The sequence below is a fragment of the Ochrobactrum sp. MYb379 genome, assembly GCF_037479515.1.
Lineage (GTDB): Bacteria > Pseudomonadota > Alphaproteobacteria > Rhizobiales > Rhizobiaceae > Brucella.
This window is the reverse complement of sequence record NZ_JBBGYW010000002.1, coordinates 295,467-309,354: the sequence shown is the minus strand read 5'-3', so window position 1 is coordinate 309,354 and position 13,888 is coordinate 295,467. Positions and strand designations below refer to the sequence as shown.

Genomic DNA, 13,888 nt, shown 5'->3' with positions numbered 1-13,888 from the left:
GCTAAGCATCATGCGCGATTATTTTGCGCATGGTGATAGACGTTGTGCGGTCAAAACCCGGATGGGCCGTCTCGGCAATCTTGCGAAAACCAAGCTTTTCAAAAACAGCATGATTACGCGTGAGTTCTATCCGCGTTTGCAGCTCTAGTTCAGGCTTGCCATGCGCAACAGCCTGATTCTCTGCCTCTTCCAACAAGCTACGACCAATGCCTTGTCCCTCAAAGGCCGGAGCAACAGCAAGCTTGCCGAGATAGAAGTGATCCTCTTTTTCTTTGATAAACACACAGCCAGCGAGTCTGTCACCGAGAAAGGCTGCAAAGCCCAGCTCGTCCTGGGCTTTTGTCTGCAAGTTTTCAACCGTCAGCACATGTGCGGAGGATGGCGGGTCAATCACGCCATCCATATAAGCAAAACTATTTTGAATGAGCTCCAAAAGCTCGTTCCAGCGCTCAAAATCTGCACCAATCGGAGCGATACGAACAGAAGTCATTTGGGTTTGCGTGCCTTGTAGCGAATAGTTTCAAAACGCACATTCAATGCATTGTAGAGCAACAAGCGGCCCACAAGCGGTTCACCAATACCAGCTATCAGCTTGATCACTTCCATAGCCTGCAAACTTCCAATCACGCCCGGCAACACACCCAGAACACCAGCTTCAGCGCATGTTGGGATGGAACCCGCTGGCGGCATATCCGGAAACAGATCACGATAGGACGGATTTTGTGTGCCGTCAGCGCCTTTTGCGTAAGGCATAAGCACTGTCACCGTGCCATCAAAGCGCCCCATAGCGCCTGAAACCAGCGGACGCTCGGCAAGCGCACTTGCGTCGGCCAAAGCATAGCGGGTGGCGAAATTGTCAGAGCCATCAACAACGACATCATACTGACTGATTAAAGCCTGCGCATTTTCGCCATTAAGCCGCAAGGAGTGCGTTTCGACGCTTACATGCGGATTGATGCGGGCAATAGACGCTTTGGCGCTCTCAACCTTGCTATGCCCCACGCTGTCTGTGTCATGGATCACCTGTCTTTGCAGGTTAGAAAGCGAAACTGTGTCGTCATCGACGAGGCCAATCGTCCCAACACCCGCGGCTGCCAGATATTGCAGCACCGGCGCGCCAAGCCCACCTGCGCCAACAATCAGCACACGGGCAGCTTTGAGCTTCTGCTGGCCCGGTCCGCCGATTTCCGGCAACACGATATGGCGCGCATAGCGTTCCAATTCTTCAGATGAAAAAGGCTTTGATGATGCATTCATGATGCTTGAACATAAGCCTGCTCACATGCGCTGTCAGCGACTATTTTCAGATTTTCGTCAGTTCGCCCGCTGCAACATTGAAAAACTGCGCATCGCCTTCAAGCGCTTCAAACAGAGAACGATCAGTGCCGGTCATAAAGGCCTGTCCGCCAAGATCATCAAGAATGCCGAAAAGGGCCGCACGGCGTCCCGTATCAAGATGTGCCGCGATTTCATCGAGCAACAGAATCGGGGCCATGCCGGAAAGCTCGCCTGTTAGGCGAGCATGGGCCAGAATCAGACCAATCAAAAGAGCCTTTTGTTCGCCGGTCGAGCACAGCGCGGCGGGCATGGATTTTGGCCGATGCTGCACAATCAAATCGGTGCGATGCGGACCTTCCAGCGTGCGCCCCGAAGCGCGATCACGCGGACGACCATCGCGCAACTGACGGCGAAAATCCTCTTCCAGATCAAGTGCTGCTTCCAGACCTATGCGCTGTTCCAACGATCCTTCGAGAAAACAATCAGCTTTCGGGAATGGACTTTCGGCAGGCAAGCGCTCAATCATCGCAGCAATCAGCCGCATCGCTTCCGCGCGCGCTGCTGCTATAGCGATACCAAGCTCGGCCATCTGGCTCTCAATCGCATCAAGCCACTGATTGTCGTTGTTGCCATCACTCAGAAGACGATTGCGCGAGCGCATTGCCTTTTCATAATCGAGCACACGTTTGCCGTGGCCTGTATCAATGGCCAGAACCATGCGGTCGAGAAAGCGCCGCCTGTCCGATGCGCCGCCGGTGAACAGCCCGTCCATTGACGGAACTACCCACAACACACGCGCATAATCAAGAAGCTCGTCACCCGATGCAGCATTACCGTTGATACGGACCTTACGGCCACCTTCGCCGCCGCCTGCCGTACCTGTGCCGATTTCGGCATCACCATAAATCATGCAATCAAGTGTGGCGTGAATTGCAAAGCCATCATGTCCGGTCGTGCGCGCGACATCATCATAAGACGCGCGCCGCAGGCCCCTTCCCGGCGACAGGAAAGAAAGAGCTTCAATGAGATTGGTTTTGCCTGAGCCGTTTTCGCCTGTCAGCACAACATGGCCGGGGCCGAGTGGAAGCGTGAGTTCCGCATAGTTACGGAAATCAGAAAGTTTAAGCCGCCGGACCGAGACACGATCCGGGCGGCTTTCTATGTTGTTTCTTGTTTCCACTATCCGCTTCTTTAAGGACTGTTGCTATTCTGGTTATGGCGAGCCGAAAATGGTGATTTTCGAGACCCGGAGCGCAGCGTACTAAAGGTACGTGAGCCTAGGTAAGCGCAGAAAAGCGCCGTTTGCAGGCCGCCAGAGCCGGAATATGACGCCCTAAACGCGCATCGGCATCAAAACATAGAGCACATCTTCATCGCCGGTATCGCGCACCAGCGTTGGCGAACCAGCATCAGCCAGCATGAAGACAGCATCCGAGCCAGAAAGCTGGCTGGTGATGTCGAGCAGATATTTCGAGTTGAAGCCGATATCGATTGGATCATCATTATAATCGGCTGCGAGTTCGTCGGTTGCACTGCCCGAATCGGGATTGTTGACCGTGAGCGTCAGCTGACCATCGGCAATCGAAAGCTTGACCGCACGACCGCGCTCGCTCGAAATTGTCGAAACACGATCAACGGAAGCAGCAAAATCCTGACGGCCAATCGTAAGCTTCTTATCGTTGCCTGAAGGAATCACCCGCTGATAATCAGGGAATGTACCGTCGATCAGCTTGGACGTCAGAACAACCGAACCAACGGTGAAACGAATCTTTGCATCGGACAGTTCAACCGAAACAACAGTATCCGGCACATCGACGAGCTTTTGAAGTTCGGCAACGGTTTTACGAGGAATAATGATTCCCGGCATGCCTTCGGTGCCCGAAGGCGCTTCAAGTTCAGCGCGTGCCAGACGATGGCCATCTGTTGCCACCGCACGCAGCTTCAGTGCGCCATCGCTTTCAATCGCATGGAAATAAATGCCGTTGAGGTAATAACGGGTTTCTTCCGTCGAGATCGCAAATTGTGTGCGATCAATCAGACGCTTCAAAGCCAGCGCCTCAATGCGGAATGTATGGGTGAATGAGCCGGAAGTCAGTTCCGGGAAATCGGACTGTGGCAGGCACTGCAAGCGGAACGACGACTTACCCGACACAACCGACATCGAGCCGCCATCAGGATTGGTCGACAACATCACTTCCGCACCATCGGGAAGCTTGCGCACGATGTCATAAAGCAGATGTGCAGGAACTGTCGTGGCACCCGCCTGCTCTACCATTGCAGCCGTCGCTTCATTGACTTCAAGGTCAAGGTCGGTGGCTTTCAGTGCAAGGCTTGCACCCTCTGCCTGCAAAAGCACGTTCGACAGAATCGGAATCGTATTGCGACGCTCGACGACGCGATGCACGTGATTGAGGGATTTAAGAAGGTTCGACCGTTCCAGGGTTACACGCATATTGAAACGCACTCGCTCTCTAGGACTGGGCAACCGCGCAACGGGCAGACACCCTTATCAATACGGCGCTTATCGCGCCCGAAGGTTTGTTAAAGTGCCAGATTTATAAGCTCAAAAGCAAGCCCATGCCGCGTCGCAAATCGACACGGCATGGGCTTTTTGTTGATAACCACTGTGAACAGCGGGGATGTCTGCGAAATTAGGCAGCCTGATCGTTAATCAGACGCTTCAACAGTTCCAATTCCTGCGCAAGCTTGGTGTCAGCACCAACAAGATCTTCGATCTTACGAACTGCGTGAAGAACCGTCGTGTGATCGCGACCGCCAAAGCGTCGGCCAATTTCCGGAAGTGAACGCGGCGTCAACATCTTGGCCAGATACATGGCGACCTGACGCGGCTTAACGATGGTACGTGTGCGACGGCTCGAGAGCAGATCCTGCTTCGATACGTTGTAATGTCGCGCAACAATGCGCTGAATTTCTTCAATGCGAATACGCTTTGGCTCGCCTACGCGGGTGAGGTGGCCAAGCAATTCATCAACGCGATCAATCGAAAGATTAGGCTCGAACGACTGACGGAACAGAAGCTGGTTGAAAGCGCCTTCCAGCTCACGGCCCGATCCGGTGACCGTGCGAGCAACATGCGAAAGAATTTCATCGCTGATGCTGAGGCTTGGGTCTTCGACTTGTGCAGCCGTTAGACGGCGGCGCATCATTTCAACGCGCATTTCATAATCTGGTGCTGCAACTTCGAGAGCCACACCACCCTGAAGACGCGAGCGAACGCGGACATCAAGCGATTCCAGTTCCGATGGTGCACGGTCAGCAGCCACAACAACCTGCTTGGCGCTATCAAGCAGCGTGTTCAGAAGATGGCAGAACTCGTGCTGGATCGACTTGCCTTGCAGGAACTGCATGTCGTCAATGACCAGAAGGTCGATGTCGCGGAGCTGTTCCTTGAACGAAAGTGCATTGTTGTCGCGTATAGCGGTCGCAAAGCGCCACATGAAGTATTCAGCAGTCAGATAAACGACGCGTGCCTTTTCCTGACGCTGCAAAGCGGCTGCCGCAATCGCCTGTAGCAGGTGAGTTTTACCAAGACCAACAGATGCATGAATAAACAGCGGGTTGAAGCGAACTGCACTTGTGCCTGCTTCAGCAATAGTGCGGGCAGCAGCAAGGGCCACACGATTGGACGCGCCATCAATGAAAGAATCAAACGTGTAACGCGGATCAAGCGGCGAGCCGAGAACAGCACCAGATGCAGCAACAGAGTCTGCAACAACTGCTGAGCCACGCTTTTCAGCGCTTGGCTGACCGACAGGGAAAGCCACCTTCTCACGCAAACCTGAAAGTGGCTTAGTTTCAGAAGCTTCATTCGTTTCAGCAGGTGCTGCAGCACGAACCACACGGCTCATTCCGCGCACGACAACTTCAACTTTCAGAATCTGCGGATTTTCTTCCTGCCAAAGCTCGGTCAGCAGGTCGGAGTAGTGATTGTTGATCCACGAGCGCAAGAAGGCTGTTGGAACCGACAAGCGAACAACACTTTTGGAAAGATCGTCAAGCTTAAGGCGACCAAACCAGCTCGAATAGATCTCGCTGCCAACGCGGGCTTTGAGCTTTGCTGTCAGACGTTCAAAAACGTCATCACCAATTGGCGACTCAGCGCTCACCACGAGGCTGTTTTCTTTTCCAGTTGCAGAAGATCCATGGATACGGTTCGCATGCGCATCATCACCCATCGTTGCCGTCGACTTACCAGTCATCATTGCCATCGTCTCGCCTGCCTTCACATTCTTACGCGCCATTTTTACGGCGCTTATCTTTTTTTCCTGCTTAAGGTCGCCAGATCTTATGATCAGGTCGCCTCGCTGGTACTCACTCTACACTGGCGCCTCATGTCGAGGGCCAAACACAAACTCAAAACGGTCTACGCATCAAACAGCTATCACGGACCGGTGCCCGGATGCTCCTTTCCGGCTACGCGTTACGACTCATACAATTCTTGCTCAAGGCTGATTGCCCGGAACGACTCTTGCGACAACCATTCAATTGACGAGCATGTGCCTAAAGCAGCAATCCCGTTAATGAATGGTAAGCAATCGTCGAAAGAGACAAACTTAATAGGATCAGGAACTTAAGACCAGAATTAAGCAATCGCAGACATACATGCCCACGCCAAAGAAACTTCAATTTAATGCTAACTCCGGGCCAAGGCCCACCCCTCTTGTGCTCTGACTTTAGCGAAGGCTGGCGGCAAAGAGCAAGCCTCGAATCTATAGTTTTTTCTTCAATTAAGACTTGCATTGCTTCGAGGTGAAGACTGAGAATCGGGCACTGAGGAAATAACACCTTTGGATTCAATGCGTTTCGATTGGCTATTTTTTAGATGAACACGATATGTTCTCCGGGAAAATAATTTTTAAAAATCTTCTTGACTCATCACCCCTTCCGAGTCCTTTCCGGGGCCTGTGGATAAGTGTGGACAATAATTTGCAAGCTTTTGAAAAAATAAGGGAAATTCGATTCTCTACTGAATGAAACATGGAGGGTTTCATTCATCAAATGCAAAATTACTAAAGAATTATGTTCTGACAATCCGTCGTTAAGTTTCTTTGTAAAAGCTCTAAAAAAGAAAACCCGGCTAACAATGAGCCGGGTTTCCAAAATCTAATCTCAATTTAGATTATATTAGGCGTTCAGAGCCTTAACGCGTGCAGCAAGGCGCGAAACCTTACGAGCAGCAGTATTCTTGTGAACGACGCCCTTTGAAGCAGCGCGCATCAGTTCTGGCTCAGCAGCCTTGAAAGCAACAGTTGCTGCTTCCTTGTTGCCGCTCAGGAGCGCATCTTCAACCTTGCGGAGGAATGTGCGAACGCGCGAACGACGCGATTTATTAATTTCGGTGCGGGCAGCGATCTTGCGCACTGCCTTCTTCGCCGAAGGAGTATTGGCCATAAATGCCTCTCTTTTTCTGTCAGCAGCCCACGGTGAATAACCGTCAGGCACAAAAACCTCTAGGGCAGCCATAATGCCTAGGGCCGCCGATCCGTGGCGGGCTTATAGATCAGCTTTGGCTTCGCGTCAACGAAGATTCTGATCTCAAGCCCTGTCAAAAGGCCGGATATGCGGCCTTCTGGCTCAAATTATGGCGTCCAAGCCAGCGAGAGTGCCTCATTTATAGCCTCTCGCACTGATCATATCAGCGATTCTTGAACGATGGCGTCCGTTTATCAATAAACGCGGACATGCCTTCCTTCTGGTCTTCAGTCGCAAAAAGCGAATGAAACAGGCGGCGTTCAAAACGCAGACCTTCATCAAGTGTTGTCTCATAAGAACGATTGACCGATTCCTTGACCATCTGCACCGAAGGCTGCGAGAAAGACGCAATACGCTCGGCAGCTTTCAGTGCTTCCTCAATCAATTCTTCCGGCGCGACCAGACGTGAGACCAGACCGCAGCGTTCAGCTTCCTGCGCATCCATCATGCGGCCTGTCAGGCACATATCCATGGCCTTAGATTTACCGACATAGCGGGTGAGGCGCTGCGAGCCACCCATGCCGGGCATAACGCCCAGTGTAATTTCCGGCTGGCCGAATTTGGCATTGGTTGCCGCGATAATGAAATCGCACATCATGGCAAGTTCACAACCACCGCCCAGCGCATAGCCGGAAACAGCTGCAATGACCGGCTTGCGGGTGCGATCAACCTTGCGCCAGTCGGCAAACATATCCTGTAAATAGGCATCGACGAAGTTGATGGGCTGCATTTCCTTAATGTCGGCACCAGCGGCAAAAGCTTTCTCTGAACCCGTGAGAACAATTGCACCAATTTTGCCATCGCTGTCGAAAGCGGCAAGCGCCTCAGTCAGTTCTTTAAGAACCGTGCTGTTTAACGCATTAAGCGCCTGTGGCCGATTAAGCCGAACAAGTCCAACGCCACCGCGTGTTTCTACAACGATCGTTTCATAAGCCATGAGAAAATCTCTCCTCCAAAACCAGTACGTATTCTGCCGTCAAGCTGGACCAGACGTTTCCATTTAACAAGGCCAGCTGATAGTTAACTTTGGCACGAAGCGCAGAAAAACGTCGAGCGACCCGACTGCACCGCACGCTCAATAGTATTTTTGCAGCCGGGTGCACGACATGGCTGCGCCTCCCGCCCATAGACAGAGAATGAGTGCTGGAAATAGCCAAGCGCACCATCGGCCTGAATATAATCTTTGAGGCTTGAGCCGCCCGCGGCAATCGCCTCGGCAATCACGGTGCGAATATCCTCCGCCAGTCGATCGAGAAGTTTTTTATCCTTAGCAATAGAGCCTGCGGCACGCATCGGTGACAGTCGCGAGCGCCACAGCGCCTCGCAGACATAGATATTGCCAAGCCCTGCAATCAGCCGCTGATCAAGCAGCGCTGCTTTGAGAGGCGTCTTGCGGCCTTCAAAGAGTGCGCCAAGCAATTCACCTGAAAGGCTATTGCCGGTTGGCTCAACGCCCAGACCTTTAAGGAAAGGATGTTCATTCAGAGCGCCATCTTCTGCAAAGAGCATGAAGCCGAACCGTCGCGGATCATTATAAATGATGCGGGCGGTTGAACCATTTGCACGCTTCAAATGAAAAACCACATGATCATGCTTGGTGAGTTTGGAGCGTTCATGATGAAAGTCGCCGGGCATTTCTTCCCCATCATCCGCCTCAATCCGAAACGAGCCGGACATGCCCAGATGACTGATCACGGACAGCCCGTCATCAAGATGCATTGTCAGATATTTCGCGCGGCGCCCCAATGCATCAATATTGCGTCCCGTGAGACGCTCGACAAATTGATTAGGAAAAGGAAAGCGTAAATCAGGCCTGTTCTGCTCGACATGTTCTATTTTTGAACCTTCCATAAAAGGCTGCAAACCACGGCGAACTGTTTCAACCTCAGGCAATTCGGGCATTTTTCATCTTTCGGGCATGACAAGAAACAAGCTGTTGCAATGATATAATGCCGGTTAGCGGCATTTGCCATCCGTTAACCCAAACCACATCGAAGTCGTGCCTGACCTATATTAACGTTTTATTTTCCTTGTTTCTTAAACTCATCACAATTGGCAGGCACTAAAAGGAAACCCAACGAGACTTCAGTTCAGGGTAAATAACATGCCGGCTTTGATGACGCGCTTCTTTAAAAACAGATCAGGTGCAGCGATGATCGAATGCACACTCATCGGTGCGCTTGCCGTTATTGCCGTTATCAGTGGCATGGCGCTGTTTGCCGGAAAGCCCGCTTCCGCTTTTGATTACAAAGCCGCGCAAATCCAGTTGACTGAACGAAACTAAGTTGTTTCACTTTATAGAGATTTGAATAGCCACCCGGTTCACGCCGGGTGGCTATTTGTTTATTGATTAAACCAGAAATTCTAATCGCCGAGGAATGTCATGAGCGTTGAAATCATTACCGCGAAATCAACCGATAGCCGCCCTGTCTGGTTCATCGGAAAGAATGCCGTCGATCAAGTGGGGCTTTCGCCGGATGCGACAGCCTGGGCCAAGGCAAATGATTTTAACGGCGAAGCCGGTCGTGTTCTTGTTCTGCCCGGTAAAGACGGCGCGATTGCCGGTGCGCTGTTTGGCACAGGCGATGCAGAACAGAGCGGGCAATCACAGCTCCTTGCCGGAAAGCTTGCACGCAGCCTTCCCGAAGGCAACTGGCATATTGAAGGCACGCCAGATCATGCAGAACTCGTAACGCTCGCCTTTCTGATGGGCGGTTATAATTTTACGCGTTACCGCAAGGGCAGCGACAAGCTCATCCGTCTGGCAGTGCCGGAAGGTGTCGATGCAGCCGAAACACAGCGCATTGCAGATGCGGTTACACTGGCGCGCGATCTGATCAATACGCCAACCAACGACATGGGACCGGATGCGCTCGAACAGGCGGCACGCGATCTTGCGGCGAAAAATGGAGCAAAAATCAGCACCGTTGAGGGCGACGCACTTCTTGAACGGAATTTCCCGATGATCCATGCGGTAGGTCGCGCAGGCAGCATTGCGCCGCGTCTTATCGATCTCACATGGGGCAAAGAGAGCGACCCAAAGATTACGCTGGTTGGTAAAGGTGTGTGCTTTGATACCGGCGGTCTCGACATCAAGCCTGCAAGCGGCATGCTAACCATGAAAAAAGATATGGGCGGAGCCGCCAATGTGTTGGGCCTTGCCTCCATCATCATGGATGTCAAACTCCCCATTCGTCTGCGCGTACTAATCCCGGCGGTTGAAAACTCGATTGCAGGCAATGCTTTCCGCCCGAGCGATGTACTGCAAAGCCGCAAGGGATTAACCGTTGAAATCGGCAATACCGATGCCGAAGGTCGTCTGGTTCTGGCTGACGCACTGGCGTTGGCAGATGAAGAAGAGCCAGAACTCATCATCGATATGGCAACGCTGACGGGTGCGGCGCGTGTAGCGCTCGGCCCTGATCTGCCGCCTTTCTATACGCATGATGATGCACTGGCAGCGAACATTGCGGAGAAAGCTATTGAGACCGCCGATCCACTGTGGCGCATGCCACTGTGGCAGCCATATGCGCAAAAACTTTCCTCACGTGTAGCGGACATTAACAATGTCACCACCGATGGCTTTGCCGGATCTGTTACTGCCGCTCTGTTTCTGAGCCGCTTTGTCGAGAAGGCAAAAAGCTGGGCGCATTTCGATATTTTCGGCTGGGTGCCGGCTGAAAAGCCAGCCTCACCGGTTGGTGGCGAAGCACAGGCTATTCGTGCGGTCTATGCGCTTCTCAAGCAAAAATATCCCGCGAAATAAAATCTCTTGCCTGCAAAGCAAAAACGACGTTGAATGATACGGGACCGAAACGATATTAAGCGTTGCGTAAAATATGCCCGTTGAATTGAAGCCTTTGCAGGCACTGACATTGTTGAGAACGCTGTCACTGGCGCAGGTTCGGGATGAAATGCCTGACCTCACAACGCGGCAGACCGCGATTCTTCTGACCATCTATCTGGAGCCGCCTCCGCATACCGTGCGGGGGCTTGCAGCCAAGCTTGATGTCACCAAGCCGGTGATTACGCGTGCGCTCGATACGATGGGAACGCTCGATCTCGTATCCCGGCATCGTGATGAAAAAGATCGCAGAAATGTGCTAGTAAAGAGAACAGTCACGGGTGCGCTCTATGTCGAAAGACTGGGTGATCTCGTGATCGCCAATGCCCGGGAGTTACCATTGTGAGCATGCTTGACCGTCGCCTCAACGCCTACCGCCCTGACCTCGCCGATGAGCGGCTGAATGGTCAGGTGGAAGCTAGTCGCTTCACCGCAGGCACAAAGATGCAAGTCTCCGATTCAGTAGTCGATCTTCGCGCCGAACCACGCCCCGACAGCGGACCGCAAACGCAGATCATCTTTGGTGACACGGTGCGCGTTTTTGAAGAGCAGGATGGCTGGTGCTGGGTGCAGGCTGAACGCGACGGCTATACTGGCTACGTCTCAGCGGCTTCACTGGCAAAGCCGGTTGGCGAGCCTACGCATATGGTCATCGTGCCACGCACATTCGTTTATCCCGGCAATGATTTGCGTTTTCCGCATACTCAGGCGCTGTCGCTCGGTTCACGAGTGCGAATCGTTGGATCGTCGGAAAAGCGCGGCACTGAATATGCTTTGCTCGAAACCGGCGAAGCGCTGATCGCAAAGCATCTCGCGCCTTTGAGCGAACATGCCAATGACTTTGTAGCGGTTGCGGAAACGCTTTTGCATACGCCTTATCTCTGGGGTGGCACATCAGGCTTTGGCATCGATTGCTCTGGCCTCGTGCAGCTTTCGATGTGGGTTTCGGGCAGATCAGTTCTGCGCGATTCGGATATGCAGGAAAACTCGCTCGGTGACATTATCGAGCCGGACGCCGATTATTCCAATCTCAAGCGCGGCGATCTCGTGTTCTGGAAAGGCCATGTCGCTATCTGCCAATCGCCCGATATGCTTCTTCATGCCAGTGGTCATACAATGACCGTAACGCTTGAACCGCTGAAGGACGCAATCAAACGCATCGCTTATCTTTACGATCTGCCGACGCTCATCAGAAGGCCATAAGCGTGAGACGATGAAGAGCAAAGGGACATTATGGATTGCAGGGCTGGTACTCAGCCTCACAGCCTTTTTCCCTTCTGCTGTCTCCTTTGAAAGAATCGCCCGCATGACCATAACTGCTGCACCAGCGAGCTTCGCCAGCGTTAACGGCATCGACATGTATTATCGCGTTATCGGTAAGGGATCGCCGATTCTGCTTATTCATGGCGGCCTATCCGACCAGCATGTCTGGGATGCGCAACTGCCGATTCTCGCGCAACATCACACAGTCATCGTTGCTGACAGTCGTGGACAGGGGCGATCGACCCGCACCACCGAACCACTCACCTATGAACTTATGGCCGACGACTATGTTGCACTGCTCGATTATCTCAAGATCGACAAGGTTGACCTTGTTGGCTGGAGCGATGGCGGCATTATCGGCCTCATCATGGCGATGCGCTATCCTGACAGGTTGAAAAGCGTATTTGCGCAGGCGGCCAATGTGTCACCGGAAGGCTCTACCGGCTATGCGCTAGCGCGAGCCGAGGGTAAGCCTGTGCCTGAGCTGCGCCATTATGAAAGCATCGATAAAGAAATCCATGCGCTTTGGGCCAATGAGCCGAATTACAGCGCGGATGATCTGTCAAAGATAAATGTGCGCACAGCAATTGTGATCGGTGATCGCGATACGGCGATTACGCGCGAGCATACCGAATTTATGGCGCATCATATTCCGGGTGCCAGCCTGATTATTTTACCCGATTCGGGCCATGGCGTTCCGGCTGAGAATCCAAGGCTTTACGCGCATGCGGTCCTGAAATTTATTGCTGGCAACGAACAGAACGATCCTGTAACCGCCAGCAAATAATTAAATACGGTTCGGCAGCACACGATCCGGCGGGCGATGGCCGTCAAAAAACGCTCTGATATTGATGATGACCTTGTCGCCCATATCGACACGACCTTCAATCGTGGCCGACCCCATATGCGGCAGCAGCACGACCTTGCCCTTTTCGGCCAGCGACAACAGGCGTGTATTGGCGGCTGGCTCATGCTCGAACACATCAAGCCCGGCACCGGCGATCTTACCCTGTTCGATCAGATCGACCAGCGCATTTTCATCAATGATCTGACCGCGCGATGTGTTGACCAGATAGGCGGTTGGCTGCATCAGCGCGATGCGCCGCGCTGAGAGCAGATGGAATGTCGCTGGTGTTGACGGACAATTGACCGAAATAATGTCCATACGGGCCAGCATCTGATCGAGACTGTCCCAATAGGTCGCTTCCAGCTCTTCCTCAACCTGTGCGTTAACCCGCTTACGGTTGTGATAATGGATCGACAGGCCAAAAGCCTTGGCGCGGCGGGCGACTGCCGTTCCGATTCGGCCCATGCCGACAATGCCGAGGCGCTTGCCCCAGATACGGCGTCCGAGCATCCATGTCGGCGACCAGCCCGGCCACTCACCATCGCGCTCGTTCAGTACATTCGCGCCTTCCACCAGACGGCGCGGCACCATCAGCAGAAGTGCCAGCGTCATATCGGCGGTGTCTTCGGTCAGCACATTGGCCGTGTTGGTGACGGTGATGCCGCGCTTTGCAGCGGCTGCAACATCGATATTATCAACACCATTACCAAAATTTGCGATTAGCTTGAGATTGGGACCAGCCTGCTCAATGGCTGCCGCATCAATCACATCGGTGATGCAGGGCACCAGAACATCGGCTTCTTTCATCGCAGCGATAATTTCGGGCTGCGACATGCGATGGTCATCTATATTCAGGCGTGTGTCGAACAGTTCCCGCATTCGGGTTTCCACCGGGTCGGGCAGTTTCCGGGTCAGTACCACCAGTGGTTTTTTCTTGTTCGACATCTCCACCCCATTTTTTGAGCAAAGCCAGCGGTAAAAGGCTTACGGATTTCTCAGGAAACCTGCCCTGCCGTTTCACACGTTGAGACCTCCTTAACCAAGAAGGTGCAATATGCGATTTTGCTTCAGTTGCTCATCTCTAGCAAGGTGGCGCTGCAAAGACAAAGAAAAACAGAACCGCGAGAGCGGCATCAAATGCGGGCAACCGCGCAATTTATTCA

The 13,888-nt window shown here is 52.8% G+C and carries 14 protein-coding genes; 5 read left to right on the top strand and 9 right to left on the bottom strand.

The window, feature by feature from the left end; translation table 11 throughout:
- Position 1: 1 nt before the first annotated feature.
- The 8 genes from WH356_RS05590 to mutM all read right to left on the bottom strand — a co-directional run bounded on the left by WH356_RS05590 (position 2) and on the right by mutM (position 8,673).
- Positions 2–490, bottom strand: a complete 489-nt coding sequence (locus WH356_RS05590; RefSeq protein ID WP_339509197.1) for a GNAT family N-acetyltransferase — start codon at positions 488–490, stop codon at positions 2–4.
- Positions 487–1,257 carry a molybdopterin-synthase adenylyltransferase MoeB gene (locus tag WH356_RS05585; RefSeq protein WP_339509195.1) on the bottom strand — a complete coding sequence of 257 codons (771 nt, stop codon included), beginning with the start codon at positions 1,255–1,257 and terminating at the stop codon, positions 487–489. The genes WH356_RS05590 and WH356_RS05585 overlap by 4 nt, the downstream gene beginning before the upstream one ends.
- A 46-nt stretch (positions 1,258–1,303) precedes the next feature.
- On the bottom strand, positions 1,304–2,458 hold the full coding sequence (gene recF, locus WH356_RS05580; RefSeq protein WP_339509194.1) for a DNA replication/repair protein RecF: 1,155 nt from the start codon (positions 2,456–2,458) through the stop codon (positions 1,304–1,306).
- 153 nt (positions 2,459–2,611) lie between these two features.
- Entirely contained in the window at positions 2,612–3,730 is a 1,119-nt protein-coding gene (dnaN, locus tag WH356_RS05575; protein ID WP_339509193.1) for a DNA polymerase III subunit beta, read from the bottom strand.
- Positions 3,731–3,929: 199 nt separating this feature from the next.
- The gene (gene dnaA, locus WH356_RS05570; RefSeq protein WP_421565397.1) at positions 3,930–5,501 is read right to left on the bottom strand and encodes a chromosomal replication initiator protein DnaA; all 1,572 of its coding nucleotides are present in this window, start codon (positions 5,499–5,501) and stop codon (positions 3,930–3,932) included.
- Positions 5,502–6,423: 922 nt separating this feature from the next.
- Positions 6,424–6,690, bottom strand: coding sequence for a 30S ribosomal protein S20 (gene rpsT / locus WH356_RS05565; protein WP_187543721.1), 267 nt, complete (start codon positions 6,688–6,690; stop codon positions 6,424–6,426).
- A 244-nt stretch (positions 6,691–6,934) separates the two neighbouring features.
- Positions 6,935–7,708, bottom strand: a complete 774-nt coding sequence (locus tag WH356_RS05560; protein WP_339509192.1) for an enoyl-CoA hydratase — start codon at positions 7,706–7,708, stop codon at positions 6,935–6,937.
- A gap of 83 nt (positions 7,709–7,791) precedes the next feature.
- The gene (mutM, locus tag WH356_RS05555) at positions 7,792–8,673 is read right to left on the bottom strand and encodes a bifunctional DNA-formamidopyrimidine glycosylase/DNA-(apurinic or apyrimidinic site) lyase (protein ID WP_339509191.1); all 882 of its coding nucleotides are present in this window, start codon (positions 8,671–8,673) and stop codon (positions 7,792–7,794) included.
- A gap of 202 nt (positions 8,674–8,875) precedes the next feature.
- Here mutM and WH356_RS05550 point away from each other — a divergent pair, with 202 nt between their 5' ends.
- The 5 genes from WH356_RS05550 (at position 8,876) to WH356_RS05530 (ending at position 12,665) form a co-directional block, all read left to right on the top strand.
- Positions 8,876–9,055 carry a Flp family type IVb pilin gene (locus WH356_RS05550; RefSeq protein ID WP_339509190.1) on the top strand — a complete coding sequence of 60 codons (180 nt, stop codon included), beginning with the start codon at positions 8,876–8,878 and terminating at the stop codon, positions 9,053–9,055.
- A 99-nt stretch (positions 9,056–9,154) separates the two neighbouring features.
- The gene (locus WH356_RS05545) at positions 9,155–10,537 is read left to right on the top strand and encodes a leucyl aminopeptidase family protein (RefSeq protein WP_339509189.1); all 1,383 of its coding nucleotides are present in this window, start codon (positions 9,155–9,157) and stop codon (positions 10,535–10,537) included.
- Positions 10,538–10,610: 73 nt separating this feature from the next.
- On the top strand, positions 10,611–10,961 hold the full coding sequence (locus WH356_RS05540) for a MarR family winged helix-turn-helix transcriptional regulator (protein WP_313827534.1): 351 nt from the start codon (positions 10,611–10,613) through the stop codon (positions 10,959–10,961).
- Positions 10,962–10,963: 2 nt separating this feature from the next.
- A complete protein-coding gene (locus WH356_RS05535; RefSeq protein WP_339509511.1) occupies positions 10,964–11,818 on the top strand; it encodes a C40 family peptidase in 855 nt (284 codons plus the stop codon).
- A 10-nt stretch (positions 11,819–11,828) separates the two neighbouring features.
- Positions 11,829–12,665, top strand: coding sequence for an alpha/beta fold hydrolase (locus tag WH356_RS05530; protein ID WP_339509188.1), 837 nt, complete (start codon positions 11,829–11,831; stop codon positions 12,663–12,665).
- Here WH356_RS05530 and WH356_RS05525 read toward each other — a convergent pair whose 3' ends face one another.
- Positions 12,666–13,670 carry a 2-hydroxyacid dehydrogenase gene (locus WH356_RS05525; protein ID WP_339509187.1) on the bottom strand — a complete coding sequence of 335 codons (1,005 nt, stop codon included), beginning with the start codon at positions 13,668–13,670 and terminating at the stop codon, positions 12,666–12,668.
- Positions 13,671–13,888: the final 218 nt, after the last annotated feature.